Annotated in this window: 14 protein-coding genes, 2 tRNA genes and 2 pseudogenes; 6 read left to right on the forward strand and 12 right to left on the reverse strand. The window is 58.9% G+C overall.

Annotated elements, in window-relative coordinates; genetic code table 11:
* A pseudogene (locus BN1125_RS19035) lies at positions 1-74 on the forward strand (IS200/IS605 family transposase); the annotation flags it as partial.
* Positions 75-154: 80 nt separating this feature from the next.
* Here the strand turns inward: BN1125_RS19035 and BN1125_RS09290 are convergent.
* Positions 155-709, reverse strand: a complete 555-nt coding sequence (locus BN1125_RS09290; RefSeq protein WP_042011996.1) for a hypothetical protein — start codon at positions 707-709, stop codon at positions 155-157.
* A gap of 241 nt (positions 710-950) precedes the next feature.
* On the opposite strand from BN1125_RS09290, the gene BN1125_RS09295 reads away from it, so the two are divergent.
* Positions 951-1199, forward strand: a complete 249-nt coding sequence (locus BN1125_RS09295) for a TIGR02647 family protein (RefSeq protein WP_042011997.1) — start codon at positions 951-953, stop codon at positions 1197-1199.
* On the opposite strand, the gene BN1125_RS09300 is transcribed toward BN1125_RS09295, so the two are convergent.
* Both BN1125_RS09300 and BN1125_RS09305 read right to left on the reverse strand, forming a co-directional pair.
* Positions 1186-1491, reverse strand: a complete 306-nt coding sequence (locus BN1125_RS09300; RefSeq protein ID WP_042011998.1) for a hypothetical protein — start codon at positions 1489-1491, stop codon at positions 1186-1188. The genes BN1125_RS09295 and BN1125_RS09300 overlap by 14 nt on opposite strands.
* A gap of 90 nt (positions 1492-1581) precedes the next feature.
* Positions 1582-1791 (reverse strand): cold-shock protein, encoded by a 210-nt coding sequence (locus BN1125_RS09305; protein WP_075112094.1) that lies wholly within the window; start codon positions 1789-1791, stop codon positions 1582-1584.
* Between the two features lie 175 nt (positions 1792-1966).
* On the opposite strand from BN1125_RS09305, the pseudogene BN1125_RS09310 reads away from it, so the two are divergent.
* Positions 1967-2512 (forward strand): annotated as a pseudogene (locus tag BN1125_RS09310) (IS4 family transposase); the annotation flags it as partial.
* Between the two features lie 33 nt (positions 2513-2545).
* Here the strand turns inward: BN1125_RS09310 and BN1125_RS09315 are convergent.
* The 6 genes from BN1125_RS09315 to BN1125_RS09340 form a co-directional block, all read right to left on the reverse strand.
* Positions 2546-3646: a dihydrolipoamide acetyltransferase family protein gene (locus tag BN1125_RS09315; protein WP_042012000.1), complete on the reverse strand. Its 1101-nt coding sequence runs from the start codon at positions 3644-3646 to the stop codon at positions 2546-2548.
* Positions 3643-4629: an alpha-ketoacid dehydrogenase subunit beta gene (locus BN1125_RS09320; RefSeq protein ID WP_042012001.1), complete on the reverse strand. Its 987-nt coding sequence runs from the start codon at positions 4627-4629 to the stop codon at positions 3643-3645. Before BN1125_RS09320 ends, BN1125_RS09315 begins: the two co-directional genes overlap by 4 nt.
* A complete protein-coding gene (gene pdhA / locus BN1125_RS09325) occupies positions 4622-5710 on the reverse strand; it encodes a pyruvate dehydrogenase (acetyl-transferring) E1 component subunit alpha (RefSeq protein WP_042012002.1) in 1089 nt (362 codons plus the stop codon). The genes BN1125_RS09320 and pdhA overlap by 8 nt, the downstream gene beginning before the upstream one ends.
* Before the next feature lie 530 nt (positions 5711-6240).
* Positions 6241-7239 carry a LacI family DNA-binding transcriptional regulator gene (locus BN1125_RS09330; RefSeq protein ID WP_042012003.1) on the reverse strand — a complete coding sequence of 333 codons (999 nt, stop codon included), beginning with the start codon at positions 7237-7239 and terminating at the stop codon, positions 6241-6243.
* 166 nt (positions 7240-7405) lie between these two features.
* Positions 7406-9307 (reverse strand): transglycosylase SLT domain-containing protein, encoded by a 1902-nt coding sequence (locus BN1125_RS09335; protein ID WP_042012004.1) that lies wholly within the window; start codon positions 9305-9307, stop codon positions 7406-7408.
* A gap of 91 nt (positions 9308-9398) precedes the next feature.
* Entirely contained in the window at positions 9399-11903 is a 2505-nt protein-coding gene (locus tag BN1125_RS09340; RefSeq protein WP_042012006.1) for a putative bifunctional diguanylate cyclase/phosphodiesterase, read from the reverse strand.
* A 368-nt stretch (positions 11904-12271) separates the two neighbouring features.
* On the opposite strand from BN1125_RS09340, the gene hpf reads away from it, so the two are divergent.
* Complete coding sequence (hpf, locus tag BN1125_RS09345; protein ID WP_042012007.1) at positions 12272-12610, forward strand: ribosome hibernation-promoting factor, HPF/YfiA family; 339 nt, start codon at positions 12272-12274, stop codon at positions 12608-12610.
* Positions 12611-12722: 112 nt separating this feature from the next.
* Here the strand turns inward: hpf and BN1125_RS09350 are convergent, their stop codons facing one another.
* Positions 12723-13232 carry a VC2046/SO_2500 family protein gene (locus tag BN1125_RS09350; protein ID WP_042012008.1) on the reverse strand — a complete coding sequence of 170 codons (510 nt, stop codon included), beginning with the start codon at positions 13230-13232 and terminating at the stop codon, positions 12723-12725.
* A gap of 124 nt (positions 13233-13356) precedes the next feature.
* Here BN1125_RS09350 and BN1125_RS09355 point away from each other — a divergent pair.
* Together BN1125_RS09355 and BN1125_RS09360 are read left to right on the forward strand one after the other, a co-directional pair.
* A tRNA-Tyr gene (locus BN1125_RS09355) sits at positions 13357-13441 on the forward strand.
* A 34-nt stretch (positions 13442-13475) separates the two neighbouring features.
* Positions 13476-13560: transfer RNA gene (locus BN1125_RS09360), tRNA-Tyr, on the forward strand.
* 160 nt (positions 13561-13720) lie between these two features.
* On the opposite strand, the gene tamB is transcribed toward BN1125_RS09360, so the two are convergent.
* Positions 13721-17536 (reverse strand): autotransporter assembly complex protein TamB, encoded by a 3816-nt coding sequence (gene tamB / locus BN1125_RS09365; protein WP_042012009.1) that lies wholly within the window; start codon positions 17534-17536, stop codon positions 13721-13723.
* The gene (gene tamA, locus BN1125_RS09370; RefSeq protein ID WP_042012010.1) at positions 17533-19302 is read right to left on the reverse strand and encodes an autotransporter assembly complex protein TamA; all 1770 of its coding nucleotides are present in this window, start codon (positions 19300-19302) and stop codon (positions 17533-17535) included. Before tamA ends, tamB begins: the two co-directional genes overlap by 4 nt.
* Between the last annotated feature and the right edge of the window lie 98 nt (positions 19303-19400).

The following is a 19400-nucleotide window of genomic DNA, read 5'->3' on the forward strand; positions in this document are numbered from 1 at the left end:
TTGCTTGCAGTGCTGGCGGAGCCACTATTGAAACGCTCAAGGCGTATGTGGCCTCGCAGAACACTCCAGATTAGCTCCCCTTATCTCCCCGCCCGATTGGGCGAGGGTTTACGGGGCATCTGCTAAAAACGTCTCGCCAACCTCTCAGGGCTGATTAAAAGGCTGGGGTGATCAGCTCAACATCGGGCTGCTCGCTCAACTTTTGCCGCAACCAGTAGGCGGACTCCACCTCGACGAAACAGAGTTGATCCCGACCGTCAGCCGCTGCCCTCATCAATTGCTCGAATCGCTGCTGTTGTTGTTGCTCCCAGAGAGCAGCCAGCTTTTCGCCATGGGCCTCATCCACCACCTCACGACGAAGTTCGAACAAATTATCGGTGATCGGGCTATTGATCTTGGCTGCGCTATGCCAGTACATCTGCAGATTATCCATCATTTCGGTGTCGTAGTTTGCCAGCGCATCCAGCTCCGCTGTCGCCCCTTCCTGACCTGAAATGAAGTCGCACCAACCGGCATCGAGCTTTGCCAACTCGCGGGCCTGAGCCCCTTTGGCATGTTTGCGAAGCTGGGTAATGTCACTCCCCTTGCGGGCAGGCAGCCACACCTCTCCCTCATGAGCCTCCATCAAAGAGGTCAGCAACGAGACAGGGTAAACAGGGCAAACGGCGGTGTGCGAATGCAGCAGAGATACCAGCGTGATCTTGACCATGAACGATACCTTGAACAGGGCGAACAGCCGCCAATGGACCGTCCGATATAAAGAAGTCCCCTATCCTAACACGTTTGGTCTGGCCCGGGCCTCAAGCTGCCAGCCAACCCTCTGACTACGCCGAAAAAAACAGCATTTGAAACGCCGCATCCAGCCAAAGATCAATAATTTGAACCAGCGCCCACTAAAGTGGATCCGGGGATGCTATTTTGCATACATCTTTAGCGTAAGGAGTAAAACCATGATTGGGATCGACCAGATTTCTAACGAATTCGTAAACGATTTGAAAATACTGGCATGCTTTGATCCGGCCAACATGAGCCTGGGGATTAAATTACGCAGCGATATGTCCGAAGAGTTGTGCCAAGCGGCAGCCCGTCTGCATCAACAGGGGCTCATCAGCGCAGAAGATGGCGGCTATCTCACCCCGTTTGGCATGACCATGGTTGAACACCTGCAGCATCTGCTGGTAGCGCTCAAACCGCTTTGATAGGCTGTGGTGCCCAGAGTGAAAAATTAAGCAGCTCCCAACGCTTCCCTTGGTGAAGATGACAGGCAAACAGCAAAGGACCTTCGGGTCCTTTTACTTTGCCATCCACCAACCACTCCTCTTCTCTTTCAGGCACCCGTCGCGCATTCACCTCATCGGGCTGTCGAGCAATCCCCAACCGGACCTGAACAAATTGCTGACAGATGACCTGCGCTTCCATCGCGGATTGAACCGGTTCCGGTGAGTCCGAGACCGGTGTCAGGGTGATGGCAAGCAGGAGCGATAGCAACATGATTTAGCACATGGGTGAGAGTTGTGGAAGCCAGATAAACAAAAAGCCGTGGCACCATAGGTACCACGGCTTTCTTAAATTCTGTAAGAATTACAGAGCAGTTACGTTCTCAGCCTGCGGGCCTTTCTGACCTTGGGTCACAGAGAACTGTACGCGCTGACCTTCAGCCAGGGTGCGGAAACCGGCACCTTGAATAGCGCTGAAGTGAACGAAAACGTCCGGGCCGTTTTCTTGCTGGATGAAGCCAAAACCTTTGGTTTCGTTGAAAAACTTAACGGTACCGGTGATCATGTTAGACATATCTTTTAAACCTGTATTCAAAATAATTACTTATGCTTTTCAGCGGGTAAAGCTCAAAAAACGGGATTAACTTATGAACAACAGGACAAGATGTAAAACATCGTATTCATTGACATAACTATCGCCCTTTCAAGCTGATTAGTATTATACGTGGCTTTGTAGATTACGCAAACAAATTTACTACGTGGGATGCATCGAGCAGAGCGATGCCGCCGACCGGCTGGAGTGGCACCTGCTGACCAGCGAAGCGGTGACCAGTGCCGGGCAGGCCAGCGAGATTATCGGCTACTACGAGCGGCGCTGGCTCATCGAGGATTATCACAAGGTCTGGAAGAGTGCGGGCACCTGGGTCGAGTCGTTGCGGATGCAGAGCCGGGAAAACCTGACGCGCATGTGCGTCATCCTGGCCTTTATCGCGGTGCGGCTGCTGCAGTTGCGATTTATCAAAGAGGTGTCTGCGGCGCAGGGAGAGAGCTGTGAAGAGCTGCTGGGCCAGAAGAGCTGGAAGCTGCTGTGGTTGAGGATGGAGAAGAAGGCCCTGCCGGACAAGGCCCCCGATATGGCATGGGCGTACCAGAGTCTGGCGATACTGGGGGGCTGGAAGGACACCAAGCGCACGGGACGGGCTTCGATAACGGTGTTATGGGAGGGCTGGTTTAGGTTACAGACCCTCCTTGAAGGTTATGAACTGGCGCTGTCTCTTGAGCACCAAGACTTGTGATCAAGAGACAGGCCACTGGCAGGGCATAAACCGTTACAACGTAGCCGCTTCCAAAGCCTGAACCAGCGCTCTCAGAAAACGAGCCGCCTCCCCGCCAGTACAGGCTCTGTGGTCAAATGTCATCGACAGCGGCAATGCCCTGACGGGACGCGCTTCACCATGGATGAACACCACTTTTTCGAACAGTTTGCCTGCCCCTATGATGGCCACTTGCGGCGGCGTGACGATGGGGCTGGCATAGCGGCCTGCGATGGCACCGAAGTTGGTGAGGGTAATGGTCGCCCCCTGCAACATCTCGCGGGGCACGGCGCGCGCCTTCACATCGGCAATCATCCGATCCAGCCCCTGCCGGATATCGGCCTCCTCCCGCTCGGCCACGTTCTCCATCACCGGCACATAGAGGCCATGCTTGGAATCCACCGCAATGGCCACATTGACCTCTTTGAACAGCCGCCGTGACAGGGTATCACCATCGAACCAGGCGTTCATCGAGGGTTCGGCGCGGCACGCCACGCCAATGGCCTTGATAAGGCGCACCGTCACATCCTCATCAGGCCGCCAGTGACGCAAATCTACCTCGTCGGTGATGCTGACCGGCACCACCGTCTGATGAGAGAGCTCCATCGCCTTGGCCATGGCCCGCCGTGACCCTTTCAGGAACTCGTTGCCACTGCTCTGCTGTGCCTCGAATGCCTGCTGCACATCCAGTTCGGTCACCATGCCGCCGCTGCCACTCCCCTTGATTCGGTCGATATCCAGACCCAGTTTTTGTGCCAGCAGCCGCACAGCAGGCATGGCTTGCACCAGCGCGCCCCCCGGGGCAATGGCCCCCACCACGAAGTGATCCTCGATATGTTGCTGATGAGCGCTCACCTTGCCCACTACGGTGCCATCATCCTCGCCCCCCTCGAACTCCACCAAGGGCGCACCGATATGGAGGATATCCCCCTCGCAGCCACAGAGACGGGCGATCACCCCGGCGACCGGTGAGGGCACATCCACCAGCGCCTTGGCGGTTTCCACCGATAGCAGCACCTGATCGACCGCGACGGTATCACCGGCACTCACCTTCCACTCGACGATCTCGGCTTCGGCCAACCCTTCACCCAGATCCGGTAATTTGAAAAATTTCATAGCCACTGGTTCTCCATCTGCTGATGAGCGGCATCGGCGATATCCTGCTCGGTGATGAGGTAATATGCTTCGTTGCGATAGTAGGGAACGGCGACATCCACACCGGTCAGCCGTTTGGGCGGCGCCTTGAGGCTGGGAAGTGCCTGCTCGGTCACCCGCGCCACAATTTCGGCACCGACCCCGAAGCTGCCGCACGCCTCGTGCACCACCAGCAAGCGGCCGGTCTTGCGCACTGAAGTGAGGATGGTCTCCATATCGAGGGGTTTGATGGTGGCCAGATCCAGCACCTCGCACTGGATATCCTGCTCGGCCAGCAGGTTTGCCGCCCGCATCACCTCCTGAATGCAGGCTCCCCAGGCCACTACCGTGATATCCCGGCCCGGGCGCAGGGTGAAACAGACATCCAGCGGCAGCCCGACACCGTCATCCACCACTTCGGATTTCATCGAGCGATAGATGCGATCGGGCTCAAAAAACATCACAGGATCCGGATCGCGGATGGCCGAGAGCAGCAGGCCATAGGCGCGTCTCGGACTGGAGGGGATCACTACCCGTAGCCCCGGAATATGGGCAAACAGCGCCTCGACGCTCTCGCTGTGATGCTCTGGCGAGTGAATGCCTGCACCATAAGGGGAGCGATAGACCAGAGGGCAAGAGAGGCGGCCACGGGTGCGATTTCGCATCCGCGCCGCCTGACAGATAATCTGCTCCATGCCGGGAAAGATGAAGCCCTGAAACTGGAACTCCGCCACCGGCTTGAGCCCCTGGGTCGCCATGCCGACCGCCACCCCGGCGATCAACCCCTCGGCGAGCGGCGTGTCGATCACCCGCTTGAAACCGAACTTGTCACGCAGGCCCACTGTGGCGCGAAACACCCCGCCGTTGACCCCCACATCTTCGCCCAGTACCACGACATCCGGGTCGTGTTCCATCTCGTAGTGAAGGGCCATGTTGACCGCTTCCAGCAAACTGATCTCACTCATGGCCAACCTCCTGCTTCATCCCCTTGGCAATCACTCGCTCACGCTGGGGCACGAGTTCGGCGGGCAGGCTGGCATAGTGATAATCGAGCATCGCCTCCGGCGGCTGGGGCGCCATCGCCTCATAGCGGGCGACCGCCTGCTCTACCTCCCGGGTGGCTTCCGCCAGCAGGCTCTGCTCCTGCTCTTCATCCCACCAGCCCTGGCTGTGCATAAACTGGCGCAGCCGCTTGACCGGCTCTTTCGCCCAGGCGGCCTCGACCTCGGCCCCATCGCGATAGCGAGTGGCATCGTCGGCCGTGGTGTGATCGCCGAGGCGATAACTGACCGCTTCTATCAGGGTCGGCCCCTTGCCGCTGCGGGCCCGTTCGACGGCATTGCGCGCGGCATCGTAGACCGCCACCACATCGTTGCCATCCACCTGCAGGCTGCGCACCCCTGCACCAATCCCCTTTTGGGCCAGCGTAGGAGCGCTCGATTGCAGCTTGCGCGGCACCGAGATGGCCCACTGGTTGTTGTTGACGATGATGACCATCGGCAGATGCCAGACCCCGGCGCAGTTGAGCCCCTCTAGAAAATCCCCCTTGGAGGTACCGCCGTCGCCGATAGTGACTACGGCGACGCGCGGTTGATTACGCAGTTTGAAGGCCGAGGCAATACCGCAAGCGTGGGTGATCTGGGTGGCGATGGGGACGCAGATGGGGAGATCTTCAGAGGGAGTCCCATCAGGTTTGAGAAAATAACTGCCCCGCTCGTCACCACCCCAATATTGCAGGTTTTTCTCCATCGGCACGCCCCTCACATAGAGGGTGGGCATGTCCCGATAGTAGGGAACGTAGACATCCTGCGGCTGCATGGCGAGACCAATGCCAATCCCCACGGCTTCTGCGCCGAGATGGGAGGGAAAAGTACCGAGCTTGCCGGTTCGTTGCAGCGCTATCGCTTTTTTGTCATAGCTGCGCACCATCACCATATTGCGGTAAAAGGTGTGCAGTATCGCCTTGTCCAGCCAGGTCGGTAAGGTGGCGACCGGGCACCCTTCCGCATCGAGGTAACGAAGGAAAGGGATGTCGACATGGGTCATAACTGGCTCCTTGCCGTTGTGAGCGTCACCGATGCTGGTGACACCTAGATGTAAATACCTTGTTAAATAAAAAGCAAAGAGATTTGCTCAGGTAAGACCAGTAGAAACTTCTTTAAAGTAGCGAAGGAGCTGAATTTTCGGCGATGAGTGGCAAGGCATACCGTAAATGGTGCAACCTTGCTGCGCTAAAACAGGATGCTACATAGGAAAACAAGGCTGTAACCACCACCTCTTACCCCAGCGGTCATCACAACTGGTCACTATGCTAACCCCACCAGATAGTTCACAGAGTGAGACGAGGGATTGGTACTGAACATCCAGAGTGTCATGAGGATAATGATCATGGCCCTCATACAGCCTGAGTTGCAGGTTGTCTCCACGTTGCGCTGAAGGATCGTGACGCCCTGCATGACCCATTCACGCAAGGCGGACCGAATAAAGCCCCAGCTTTCCAACCAGAGTATCCAAGCAAAAATAAACGTGGCCCCGATGGGGCCACGTTGTTGTTCTCTATTTGAATTTGACGCTCGTCAGGCGACGGACTCACGCTCCACCAGCTGGGCTTCAAACTTAAGCGTCAGACCGTCCACCGGCTTGTGATCGAGCAGACGCAGCGCCAGCTCGGCAGCGCGGCTGCCCATCTCCTCGATGGGGTAGCGCACTGTGGTGAGTTTGGGATAGATATAGCGGGCGTAAGGGATATCGTCGAACCCCACCACCGACACCTGCTGCGGGATCTTGTAGCCTCGCTCCAGCAGGCAAGAGATCGCCCCCGCCACCATGCCGTCGTTGAAACCGAGCACGGCAGTGAACTCCACACCACGGGCCAGCAGCTCACCCATCGCCATATAGCCACCATTTTCGTCGGCAAAGGCGCGGCTGACGAGCGCCGGATCAAACGCGATCCCGGCTCTGGCCAGGGTCTGGGTGTAACCGGCCATCCGCTGCTGACCATCGACAAACTCTTCATCATCGGAGGTGACAAAGGCGATGTTGCGATGACCGGCATCCAGCAAGTGCTGGCACGCGGTGGTGATCCCCGCCTGGTTATCGAGCCAGACGCAGCGATCTTCCGCTCCGGGTACCTGACGGTTGATGAAAACGATGGGAGTGTTGCCTGCCGCCAGCTCGCTCAGTTCCTCGTCCGGGAGCGCCTTGCTGTGGAGGATCAGCGCATCGCACTGGCGCTGCAGCAGCGCCTGAATGGCGTGACGCTCGCGCGCGATATCATGGTTGCCAGACATGACGATGGTGAACTTGTTAGCCTGATCGACCATGGTTTCGATGCCACGCATCATCTTGGCAAAGAAGGGGCCGCCGCAGAGGTCACCAACCAGCACGCCAATACAGTTAGAACGCTTGCTGACCAGTGCCTGGGCAAAACTGTTGGGTCGAAAATTCAGTTCCTTCATGGCCGCCAGTACAGCCTCGCGCTTTTCCGGTGCTACCTGTGCCGTGTTGTTGATAACCCGCGACACGGTGGAGATAGACACATTTGCCAGCTGAGAAACGTCTTTAATCGTTGCCACTATCCATTCCTTTATTTTGGGGGAACCTGTCGGTGCCGACGCCTGAGTATACCCTGCATTCCCGGAGCCAGGTCACCGGGCGCGTTTCCTTTGGTAACAAAACCTTACCCGATGATACCCGGCGGCAGGGAAATTTGAAAACAGGGGCCGGCTGGCGGCCCTAGGCTCAATAGGCGTGATTGAGCTCCCGCTCTGACATGAAGCGCAGCGGCTGCTGCAGCTTGTGCTGATAAATGAGATCGAACGACAACACATTCTGCACATAGTTGCGGGTCTCCTTGTAGGGAATACTCTCGACCCACACGTCCATCGGCTTGTTGTCACTCTGCTCTCGCCAGCGTTTTACCCGGCCCGGCCCGGCATTGTAGGCGGCAGCCGCCAGGATCCGGTTGCCATCATAGACATCCAGCAAGCGCTTGAGATAGGCGCTGCCAAGACGAATATTCATCGCTGGGTCAAACAGTTGCTGCTCGTTGCGATAGGGCACCCCCAGCTTGCCGGCGGTCTCTTTGGCGGTGGCCGGCATCAGCTGCATCAGGCCGCGCGCCCCCACCGGCGACTGGGCCAGCGGATAGAGGGCACTCTCCTGACGGGAGATGGCATAGAGCAGGCTGGTGTTCATGGTGCGCTCTTGCGCCATCTGGGAGAAGGTGCGCTTGAGCGGCAGCGGGAAGCGCAGGTCGAGTGCATCCCACGCCTCGGCTCGAATGCTGGCGAGAATGGCCAGCTCGTGCCAGCCCTGCTTGAGGGCGATATGGCCAAACTCGATGCGCTGAGCCACCGGATTGCGATCCATATTGTGGATCCACTCCGAGCGGGCTGCCGCAATCTCGTTCATCGACAGCAGCTCGCGTACCCGCAACAGGAAGGGCCAGCGGTGGCTGGCCGTGCGCCAGTCCGGCACATGCTTGACGCTCTGGTTCTTGATGCGATAGGGCACACCGGTCCGCTGGGCCGCCATAAAGCCGTAGAAACCGCGCAGGTTAGCGGTCTCCAGATAGAGATCATGCGCCGGTTTTTGCTGCCCCTGCACTTCAAGGGAGCGCGCCATCCAGTAGCGCCAGCGATCCTCTTTCTGGCGCGCCATCGGCATCATCTTCACCCAGCCGGAGAGGCCACGCCAATCTTGCTCCCAGATGGCAAGCCGAGCCCGCAACTCGGTGATATCAGGATCTGCCAGCTGCTTCACCGAGCTGTCGAGCCAGTTGCGCTGGGCAACAGCGCGATCCAGTAGCAGACGGCGGGCAATGGCACGCTCCACCGGTTTCACCTCTGCCTGGGTCAGACCGAAACGGCTGCTAAACAGCGCCAGTTGGCGCAGCACTGACTCCGGCTGCTGATTGGCATAGCGGGTCAAGCCGAGGGAGAGCAGCTTGCGTGAGTAGGGATTGCTGCTGAAATAGGCCGGGTTCATCGCCTTGGCGGGTTGCTCGAACAGGGTCACCATCTGATCGCCATAACTCTGCAAACCGCTACCGAGGGTAGCGCCAAGGTGGCGGATCAGGTTGGGGTTTTCCGCCTCGAACGCCAGCGTCATCCGCTGCCAGATCTTCTGCTGGGTACGCTGACCCGATGCCTGCCACAGCTGGAACAGCGGGGAGCAGGCATCGGGGCGGGATTGTCCGCTCATCCAGATCTTGCCTGCCCCCTGCAACGCCTCTTTCGGCTTGCCGGTGTAATAGAGCGCCTGATAGTGCATGCAGAGCAGATCGGTGGAGCTCGGCTTGGCCGGATAGAAGCGGAGGAACTGCGACCACTGCTGGCTCTGGGCCAGATAGGTCAGATAGCTGCGCTCCAGCCGGTTGGACTGGGGGGTATCCCCATACTGGCGAATAAAGCGGGTCACATCGTTGTAATCGGCCGCCCCCGGACGAAAGGCGAGCCGATAATAATCGAGATAGGGCAACAGGGGATAATGGGTCAAACGGGCACGAATTTGCTGGAAACGGGCCTGATCATTGGCCCGTACGGCGTCATACGCCTGACGGTAGAGCGTCTGGTCGGCAGTCTGCGCCATCAGGGTCGGCACGAACAGCGCCGACAAAACAATTCCCCATACAGCTTTCACTGAGCATCTCCATTGAGGGCAATACACCGCCCGGTGGCAGTGGGTCTACTGCTTCTCATTCTACCCGTTGCCGGGCAGCGGGGAGAAGGGACTATTTTTGTTCACTGCTCAGCAGCATTTCGCGCAGTGGTTCCACTCTGGTCAGCCGCTGTACATATTTCTCCAGATAGGGGACCGGTAGCGGCTTGGAGGCGAGATAGCCCTGATAGAAACTGCACCCCTGCGCCTTGAGAAACTCCAGTTGCTGACGGGACTCCACCCCTTCTGCCGTGACGTTGAACCCCATATGCCGCGCCATGGCGATCACCGCCTCGACGATGGCCATGTTGTCGCCGTCTTTCGGGATGTCCTGAATGAAGGAGCGGTCGATCTTGAGCTCATCGGCAGGCAGCCGCTTGAGGTAGCTCAGGGAGGAGTAACCGGCACCAAAATCGTCGATGGCAAAGCTGATGCCGAGCTCCTTGAGCTCGGTCATCTTGCTGATGGTGTCCTCGGCATGGCCCAGCACCACAGATTCGGTGATCTCCAGATTGAGGCAAGCCGGATCCATGCCGGTTTGTGCCAGCACATCGTCGATCCGCTCGACAAAATCGGTGGCGTGGAACTGCTTGGCGCTGACGTTGACCGAAATCTGCGGAATGTGGATGCCATTCTCTTCCCACAGCACATACTGGGCACAGGCCTCATAAAGCACCCAATTGCCGATATCGACAATCAGGTCCGTCTCCTCGGCGATGGGAATAAACTCAGCCGGCGAGACTAGAGAGCGACCGGCTGGCTGCCAGCGGATCAGCGCCTCGACACCGATGATGTCCCCTCCGTCCACCATGTGCTGTGGCTGATAATGAAGTGTGAGCTCCTGCTGACTGAGGGCATTGCGCAGTTCGTTATGAATCAGCAGACGGCGATCCGCCTGCTGCTGCATCGAGGCATCGAAGAAACGGCGGGTCTTGCGGCCAGCGGACTTGGCCTGATACATGGCAGTATCCGCCTGCTTGAGCAGATCATCGACCCCCTGCTGCCGATCCGGGAACAGGGTGATACCAACGCTGGCACCGATGTGCAGCACCTGCTCCCCATAGGTATAAGGGGCGGCAATCTCGGTGATCAGCCGCTCGGCAATGATATCGGCCTGCATCTCCGCCTGGGGTGGGCTCGCCGAGAGCGACGGTAGCAGCAACACAAACTCGTCACCGCCGAGGCGGGCCAGACAATCCCCCTGTCGCACCAGCCGTTTGAGACGGGCGGCGACCTCCTTGAGCAGCCAGTCGCCGGTGGCGTGGCCGAGAGAGTCGTTGATGGTCTTGAAGTGATCGAGATCGATAAAGAGCAGAGCGCCGATCAGACCGTCGCGGGTCGCCTCATGAAAGGTCTGCACCAACGTTTCGTGCAGCTGACGACGATTGGGCAACCCGGTCAGCTCATCGTAATAGGCGAGATCCTGGATGCGTCGCTCGGCCGCCTTGCGCTCGGAGATATCCTCGAAGCAGATGACAAAATGGCTGATCACCCCTTTTTCATCCTGCACCGGTGTCACTATCTCCCACTGGGGATAGGTGTGACCATCGGCATGGCGTCGCAGGGTCTCCCCCTGCCAGCGGCTGAGGGTGTTAAGCTCGTAGCCCAGCCCCCGCAGATTGGGCCAGAGCTCATCTTCCAGATGCAGGCCCAGCACGGCGTGACTGTCAAAACCGGTGATCTGGCTGAAGGCGTTGTTGACCCGCAGGATCTTGAACCCCGGATCGGTGATGATGATCCCTTCGTGGGTCTCGAATGCAACGGCAGAGAGGCGCATCTGGGCATCTGATTGCAATCGCTCCAGCTCGGCCACCATCCGTACCGAGAAGGTATTGAGCACCGAGGTGAGGTTGCTGGTATCTGCCGGGGCCGAATAGAGCAGCGCCAGATGGCCCAGAAGTTGACCTCTGGCATCAAACAGCGGCTGACCGTAGTAAGTCTGCCCGACCGCCAGCCAGGGTTGATACTCCTGCGACTCGTCGATCACCTCAAAACAGATGGCCCCCTGCTTATAGAGCTCCTGACAGGGGGAGCCCGCCAGCCGGTAGTCCTTCTGCGCCAGCCCGTCGGCGGCCAGCACTTTGACCCGGTCGGTACCGCACAGCTCCCCCACCCAGACCGCATCCACCTTGAGGATATGGGCCAGCTGGCTGACCAGAGTAGTGAAGAAATCGAGCCCGGTACGGGCAGAGAGTGCCTGTGCCAACTGGGTGAGCAGGGAGGTTTGCAGCAAGGGCAGCGAGAGGTTGAGGGTTGAGACCGCACTGTTGGCGGTATCGAGCGGGGCCAGCCAGCCACAACAGATATGCTGAGTGGGCACAAACTGACCGCTCCAGAGTACATGGTTGTGCTGCCCCTGTTCATCTTTGAGATGACCGATAAACTGCTCTGGCAGATGTGATTCATGAAGCCGGACAAGAAAGTCGGCAAAGCCTGCCTCATCTTCCGGTAACAGGCGAGCGGCCCAGGGATGATTGCCCTCCCCTTGCCACTGCTGGTAGGCCCCCTGATCAGAGAGACTCCACTGATCATGTTGCCGATCGAAAAACCACATGACTTGCGTGGCTTGCTGCTTCATTTACCACTCCAATACAACAACCAACCACATTTGATGTCCAATCAGGCATAGCAACGCCCCCTGCATCCGCTCATGAGATCTGAGGTTGCGTGGGAAGAGTACAAATATGCGATATCAAGCAGTGGAAACCGGACATGAGGTCGACACGACGTGCTGCCAAGAAGGGACAGAAACGATCCTATTCGCGTCATACTGCCTGCCAGTTTCATGGAGCTCAAGCTGTTTTTGGCACGAAACCGGAAAAGATCACAATTTATAAGTTGCTGAATAGCCAAGAGAAGGTTATGTGACGCGGATCACATTTCAATCTTTACCAATGAGTAATCTGAACGTGAAGACACAAGCAAGACGACCCGAAGGGGGCCAATATGAAAATCGAAATTACCAGCAAAATCATCGACATCACCCCGGCTATCCGCGAGCGCATTGAATCCCGTTTTGAAAAGCTCGAACGTCTTCAGGTGCCTCTCATCACCCCCCATGTGATTGTTTCCAAAGAGCGTCTGATGTTCATTGTCGAAGCCAGTGCTGGCATCCCCAACGGCAAACTGTTTGCCCAAGCAGAGCACGAGGATCTATACGCCGCCATCAACGAACTGGGGCAAAAACTGGAACGTCAGCTCAACCGTCACACCGAAAAGCCGATTGCCCGTCGTGCCAACGCAGCGCTCAAAGAGCAGCCGCAACCGGATGAAGCCGACGTTTGATAGCGTGCCGCAAGGCTAACAATTCTACAGAGCATACAGGCGGGGTAACCCGCCTTTTTGTCGCCTGTAATTTGCCCGATACGCACCGCGCTACACCAGTAAACAGGCACCATCAACTGAGCCAATGCAACCGGGTATCCACCCCCTCTTGCAAACGATCGAGGATCGGCAACAGTACCAGCGGATCCTCCTGGCGTGGCATATCGGCCAGCTTTCCTTGCAACCGCTCCCGCGCCAGCGGCGACAGGTTGTCGAAAACAGCCTCATCCAGCAAGGGTTGCTTGACCGCCAGCGGCGGTGTTTGTAACGCCAGCCAGAGCCGCACATCCAGCATGCTTCCCCCCTGCTGCAACCGCTCATTGATGGCACTGCTGTCACTCCCGGCCTCTTCAGCCACCAGCACCTCTGCCGGTCTCAAATCAAAGTGCCGACGCCAGTCACGGCTCTGGGGAGTGGCCGCTGGCTTGGCATCAAACCAGGGTTGCTCTTCAATCGCATCGGTCAGCAGGGCCAGATGCAACCGGAAATCCGCCCGATCACCATGCTGCAGGTCACGGTTGAGGCGCTGCCCCAACTGGCCCTCATCAACGAGCAGGTGATTACGGATTGAACTGGGCAGCATGAGATAACGCTCAAAAATGGTGACTTCACTGGTTATCGGCTACAAATCCAATTCTTTTAATGGAAAAATCCTGCTTGGGGGTTCACAAAACCAGAAGATCTGTTAGTATGCGCCTCGCACTTGTGGAGGGGTTCCCGAGCGGCCAAAGGGATCAGACTGTAAATCTGACGGCTCTGCCTTCGAAGGTTCGAATCCTTCTCCCTCCACCATTTCAAGTGCGACAAGTTAAAAGCAATACCCCGTGGAGGGGTTCCCGAGCGGCCAAAGGGATCAGACTGTAAATCTGACGGCTCTGCCTTCGAAGGTTCGAATCCTTCTCCCTCCACCATCATTCAGAAAGCCCGGCCTTGTGCCGGGTTTTCGCATTTCTGACCTTCCCTATCAGCTATTCCTCTGCACTCCAGTGCCTTATCGCCATTTACCTGCTGTCGATCGCACAATTAAAAACGGGAGGCCTGCGCCTCCCGCTCAATCTTCTGTCTGCCCTGTTACAAAGTGAAGCGATAGAAGATATCAACCGCCTGAGCCACCCCGCTCATCGCCTGCAGATAGAGTCGTGGCAATACCTCGTAGCGCAGCTTGAATTCGGCGATGGGGCTGAAGACCCCAACCCCGTACTGGAATTGCAAACCCGGTAGCAGATAGGCCGACAGGGTAACCTGGGTATTGTCACCACTGCCTGCCGTATCGAGGGAGACATCGCTCATCCCGAGCGACTCACCGATGCTCGACACCACGCCATTGGCCTGACTCACTGCCCCAGCCACCAGCAGGCCGTTGAAACCACCATCCTCACCACCGGTTTGCAACCCTTTGCCACGCAGCAGATAGGAGAGCTGTTCCGACTGCGCCATCTGCGGCTCGGAGTAGACGTTGATCTCCGGCTTGCTGGCAGGGCCGGTCACCCGCACCCCGACCGTCACCAGCCCCTCGATGGTATCGGGATCTCGGTTGGCCTCGATGTTGAGAAATGGCCGATCCAGCGGACCAGAGAAGAGGATCCGTCCCTCCTTGATGATGAGGTTCTGACCGTAGGCCTTGAAGCGGCCGTTGGTCAGCACCAGCTGGCCATTACCAGCCAGCGGCCTCTCGGGTTCCTGACGAATATTGAGGCCGCCGGAGACATCGGTCTTCAGCCCCATGGCATCAAGCTTCACATCATTACCAAGGCGGATCGCCACCTTCATCGCCAGCGGCAGGCTGGCCTGCTTGGGTGTGGGGGGATGATCATCATAGACCACGGTCACATCATCGGAGACCGCCACCGCTGAATCCGGCAGGCTCTTGACCAGAATGCGCGCCCAGGGAATATCCACCTGACCGGTAATGCGGGTCTCCTCCCCCAGCGACACGGCGAGATCGGGAGAGAGCCTGACCCGGCCCATGCCCGGATATCGTGCCTCCAGATCCTTGCCCTGCACGGTGAGGCTACCGCTGACCGGCATCTTGGCCCAGTTGAGCCAGCCCCCCAACGCCAGCGGTCCCTTGCCCATCAGCATGGTGCCATCGAGCTCGGCACGATTACCCTCGATCTTGAGGCGGGTCACCAGCTTGGTCAGGGTCACCATATCGGTGTGGGTCTGCACTTCACCATCACGCAGGTTGAGCTGGCCAAACAGCAGGGGCGCCGCCAGGGTGCCGTCAAAACGGGCATCGGCGGAGATGATCCCTTGCAGGGAGCGCACCTCTGGAATGAGCGGTGCGAAGGTATTGAGCTTGAGATCGTCAAACTTGAGCTGACCGCCGAGCAGACCGCGACCGGCAGGCTCACTGATCAGCAGATCGGTATCGATATTGCCGATCTGCTTGGAGGCAAAATCGAGGCGAATTGCCGCCTGCTGCCGCTCGAAATCCAGGGCAAGAGCCAATTGCTGATAATCGGTCTTGAGGTCATCGGCCATAAAGGTGCCCGGCGTGGTGCGTACCTCCGCATGCAGGGTCGGCTGATTGCCACGCCAGCTGGCTCGACCATCGGCTGAGAGCATCGCCTGCCAGCGGAAGTTGTCCGGCAACCAGGGGCGCAGCCGCTTGAGATCGAACTCGCGCAGGGCAAATTCCAGGGAGCCTTGCGCAGCGGAGATCTGGCTCCCCTTGACGCAGAGGCTGGCACCCTGGGAGCCGAGACAGAGATCCCCCATCGCCAACCGCTGACGCGGCAGATCGAGATCCAGCGCCCAGGGGGAACTTAAGTCCCAGCGACGCAGCGGGGTTTTCAGCTGCAACTCGGAGAGCGCCCCACGCCAGTGATCCCCGCGCACGCCGCCACCCAGCTTGAGGTTGGCCGCCAGCGGATCCCCCTTCATGGTCAGGGTTAACAGATGCTGACTGATATCGCCGCTGAGGTTCAGGGCCAGCTGGCTGAGCTTGGTTTCGCCCTGCTTCAGCTGCGCCACCAACAGCGAGAGCTCACCGGCCGGTTTGGCGCCGATCGCCGCATTGCCTTTAAGGCTGATCCCCTTCAGGTCGGTGCCGGCATAGTAGAGCCGCTCGGAGGCCAGATCCGCATCGATTTTTGGCGTCTGCTGATTGCCACTTACCGTCATCTGCCCCCTGATATCCCCCTTCAGGCCGGGATAGATACTCCCCAGCTGTGGAGCCTGCAGATTGGCATCGAGCTTCCACTGGTCGCTGCTGATACTGCCCTTGGCCTGCAACTGGTTGGGGCCACTTTGCAGCGAGAGCGCCTGGACCTGCCACTCCATCTTGTCGTTACCGCTGAGCTCCCCCTTGAGGGCCAGCGGGTACTGGTTGAGTTTGCCATCCACCTTGAACGTGGGCAGTGTCAGCTCCCAGTGGCCCGCCTCGTTCATCACGAAACGGCTCTCCAGCTCACCGGCCAGCGTCCCTTGCAACTCAGGCACCAGCTCGGCCGGATTGATCCCCTTGAACAGAGTGGCACCCTGCCACTCGATCCCCTTGTGCCAGGCCAGCTTGCCATCGAGTTTGAGCTCCCCCTTGAGGGCGTTGAGCTGCAAGGCTATCTTGCTGAGCCGCTCCAGATCTCCCTTACCATCCAGCGCCAGCTTGAAGGGGGGCACATCGCTCCCTTTGCCGGAGGTATTGAGAGCAAACTGGTAGCCGGATAGCTTGCCCTTGGCGGTCAGGCTCCCCTTGTCCAGCCGATAGCTCGGCTCATCTTTGGCAGGCTTATGAAATGGCCAGCCGAGGCGCTTCCACTCGAGGGCCAGATCGAAAGGCAGATCCGGGTCGAGGGCGGCTAGGGAGCCCTTGAGATTGGCGGCAACCGGCCCCTTGGCCGACAATGCCAACCCCAGCTTGCCGACCGAACCGTTCAGCGCCAGCGTGGCCTGCTCCCCTTGCAGCTCGCCATCCAGCAGCCCCTTGCGGGCCTTGGCATCCAGCGTCACCGCCAGCGGGTAGTCGTCGCTGAGCTGGATCTGGCCTTTGAGCGCCAGGTCGGCCATCGCGTGGCGCAGCGAGAGCTCATGCACCTTGATGCGATCGTCGGCAGCAGTGGCCGAGAGCAGCAGCTTGTCTAGCCCTTCGATCAGCTCGCCCTGCTGGTATTGCACCCGGGTCGCGCTGCCCCCTTCCAGCTGGATGGGGAAAGGAAGATGAATGGCGGGCAGCACAATAGGGGCAGCCTTTGCCGTGTCGGCTGCTGGCGCCCTTTTGCTCTCTTTGGCAGTCCCGCCTTGTTTCTCGTTAGCAGCCTTATCTTGAGCGCTCTTGGCGTTAACGGGCTTGGCGTCCGCAGTGGCTGGCTGTTTGGCTGATTTACGCTCTGCGTTGGCGGGTGCCGCGTCATCCAGCGTCACCTTCAAGTTATCGAGCACCGGGCCGCGTACAATCAGCCCCGTGCGGTTAAGTGTCGCGCCGATATCGAGCGTCCCCAGGGTCACGGCCACGCCGGGCAGGGCCAGATCGAGATCGGCCACCTTGAGGCTGTCGACCTGGATGTTGAGCGGCAACGGGCGCCAGACAAAGGGTTCGGAAGGCTCTTCTGGAACAGGCTCCGAGTCGGCTACCTTGACCACCGGATGGGTCACCGCCAGGGATTTGATCCAGAGCTTGCCCTGCAGCAGCTTGCCCAGATCCCAGTCGAGCACGGCGCGATCCACTGTGACATCCACCAGCTCATCCTGCCAGCCGACCCCTTCCAGGGTCCAGCCGTAGCCAAGCTGGCCGGCCACCAGCTCCCCCTTGAGGGAGGGCAGCGCCCCCTTGGCCTGTTGCCACAGCCACTTGTTGCCCTGATGGGTAAAGCACAGCAGGCTGATGCCGATGAGCAGCAGGAACACCAGCCCCATCAGCCAGAGAAAAATGCGTTTTAGCCAGATCATAATTCAGGCCCCAAGGCGAAATGCAGCCGCAAGGGCTTCTCCTCCTCCGATACCCCGACCGCAAGATCCAGCCGGACCTGGCCGATGGGGGTGACCCAGCGCACACCGACACCGGTACCTATCTTCCAGGGTTCGCTGTAATCGGTGGTAGAGGTGCCGCCATCCACAAACATGGCCCCCAACCACTTCTCGCTGAAGCGGTAGTTGTACTCCAGACTCGCCACGCTGGTGTAGCGGCCACCGATCAGCTTGCCATCCGGCCCGGTGGGGGAGATGGTCTCGTAACCAAAACCGCGCACCGTCTGATCGCCACCGGTAAAGAAACGCAAGGAGGGCGGCACCAGCGAGAAGCTGTCACCTATGATGGCCCCCTGCTCGGCCCGCATCAGGAATCTGTGGTTATCGCCCAGGGTACGCAGCCACTTGCTACGCCCCCACACCCGCATAAAGCTGATGTCTGAGCCCCATCTGGGATCGGAAAACTCCATGATCAGCTGCTGGCGATCCCCCCAATCGGGTACCAACTCGCCGCGTACCCGCAGCCGGGACCAGGAGACCCCGGGGATCAGCAGCAAGCTGTTCCCCTCGTCGGCGCCCTGGGTATAGACCTCGTTTTCCATCCGGATAAAGACGTCCCGATCCCAGCTCTCCGGTCGCCGCGTCCAGCGGTGCACACCAACGGTGGTGAGATCGGAGCGGGTATCGTTGTTGTCCTTGTACTGGTAACCGGTCTGGATGGAGTAGTAGTCACGCAGCGGGTTGCCCACCGGGATCTGATAGTCGAAGCTGAGTTCCGCCTCCGGCGCCGACACCTGGGCGGTGGCAAAGAGGCGGTGACCGTAGCGGTTGACCCAGGGTTTCTCCCAGGTGGCACTCATACGCGGTCCTACGTCGGTGGCATAACCGATACCGGTTTCGATTTCGTGATCGACCCGGTTATCCAGGGTCACTGCGATGGGCACCCGATAATTGCTCGCCTCGCTCAGCACCGGCTTGATCTCGACCTGACGGAACAGCTTGGTGGAGGAGACATCCTGCGACATCTCGGCCAGCCGGATGGCGAGGTAGGGGTCACCGCTCTTGATATTGATGAGCGGGCGAATAAGGTGGAGCGCTTCCGGGGTGGCATCGTAGCGGATCTCGCCGAAACGGTAGCGATGGCCCGATTCGAACAGAATGAATATCTCCGCCGTCCCCTTGTCCGGGAACACCTTGACCTGACTCTTGCTCAGCTTGGCATCAAAGTAACCGCGGGCCAGCCCGAGGCTGCCGAGATCCGCCTTGATGGATTCATATTTGGCATGGTTGAGGGGCTCGCCCTCTTTCAGGGGCAGCTTGTCCAGCAGCTCGCTGTAGAGCTCGTCGTTGCCCGCATCCCCCTCCAGCAGAATATCGAGGTGGGAGACGATGACCGGCCCCCCTTTGTCCACCTCAATCACCACGTTGGACGGGGTCTTCTTGTCGCGGCTCAGGGTAATTTTCGGCTGGTAGTAGCCATAGACCTGCAGCGCTTTTTGCACGCTCTCAGTGATTTTGGCGCGGGCCGGGCGGTATTGCCGCTCCTGATAAACCGGCAGGGCATTGAGGTAGGCTTCGACGTTCTCCTTGTTCTCCCCTTTCAGCCCCTTGATCTGATAGGTGAGCTTGGCGGCAAACGCGGGCGAGGCCACCAGCAACAACAACAGACCCAGTCCCCGCAAGCCGCGGCCAAGCGCAGGGCCGGACAGTGAACTCCCTGCCAGCAGGGATGAAATGCATCCTGTCAAAGCTCAATATTCCTGAATCTGTGGTGAAGAAAACCAACGCCCTTTCAAAGAACACCGTGACTGCTCCCAGCCGCAAGCGGCGAGGCTTCCCACTTCTT

Origin of the sequence: Aeromonas fluvialis (assembly GCF_000819885.1) — a bacterium.
Lineage (GTDB): Bacteria > Pseudomonadota > Gammaproteobacteria > Enterobacterales > Aeromonadaceae > Aeromonas > Aeromonas fluvialis.

Excerpts from the sequence above, each read along its gene's own strand:
- BN1125_RS09290 (WP_042011996.1), bottom strand. The coding sequence starts at position 709 with ATGGTCAAGATCACGCTGGTATCTCTGCTGCATTCGCACACCGCCGTT.
- BN1125_RS09295 (WP_042011997.1), top strand. The coding sequence starts at position 951 with ATGATTGGGATCGACCAGATTTCTAACGAATTCGTAAACGATTTGAAA.
- BN1125_RS09300 (WP_042011998.1), bottom strand. The coding sequence starts at position 1,491 with ATGTTGCTATCGCTCCTGCTTGCCATCACCCTGACACCGGTCTCGGAC.
- BN1125_RS09305 (WP_075112094.1), bottom strand. The coding sequence starts at position 1,791 with ATGTCTAACATGATCACCGGTACCGTTAAGTTTTTCAACGAAACCAAA.
- BN1125_RS09315 (WP_042012000.1), bottom strand. The coding sequence starts at position 3,646 with ATGAAATTTTTCAAATTACCGGATCTGGGTGAAGGGTTGGCCGAAGCC.
- BN1125_RS09320 (WP_042012001.1), bottom strand. The coding sequence starts at position 4,629 with ATGAGTGAGATCAGTTTGCTGGAAGCGGTCAACATGGCCCTTCACTAC.
- pdhA (WP_042012002.1), bottom strand. The coding sequence starts at position 5,710 with ATGACCCATGTCGACATCCCTTTCCTTCGTTACCTCGATGCGGAAGGG.
- BN1125_RS09340 (WP_042012006.1), bottom strand. The coding sequence starts at position 11,903 with ATGAAGCAGCAAGCCACGCAAGTCATGTGGTTTTTCGATCGGCAACAT.
- hpf (WP_042012007.1), top strand. The coding sequence starts at position 12,272 with ATGAAAATCGAAATTACCAGCAAAATCATCGACATCACCCCGGCTATC.
- BN1125_RS09350 (WP_042012008.1), bottom strand. The coding sequence starts at position 13,232 with ATGCTGCCCAGTTCAATCCGTAATCACCTGCTCGTTGATGAGGGCCAG.
- tamB (WP_042012009.1), bottom strand. The coding sequence starts at position 17,536 with ATGATCTGGCTAAAACGCATTTTTCTCTGGCTGATGGGGCTGGTGTTC.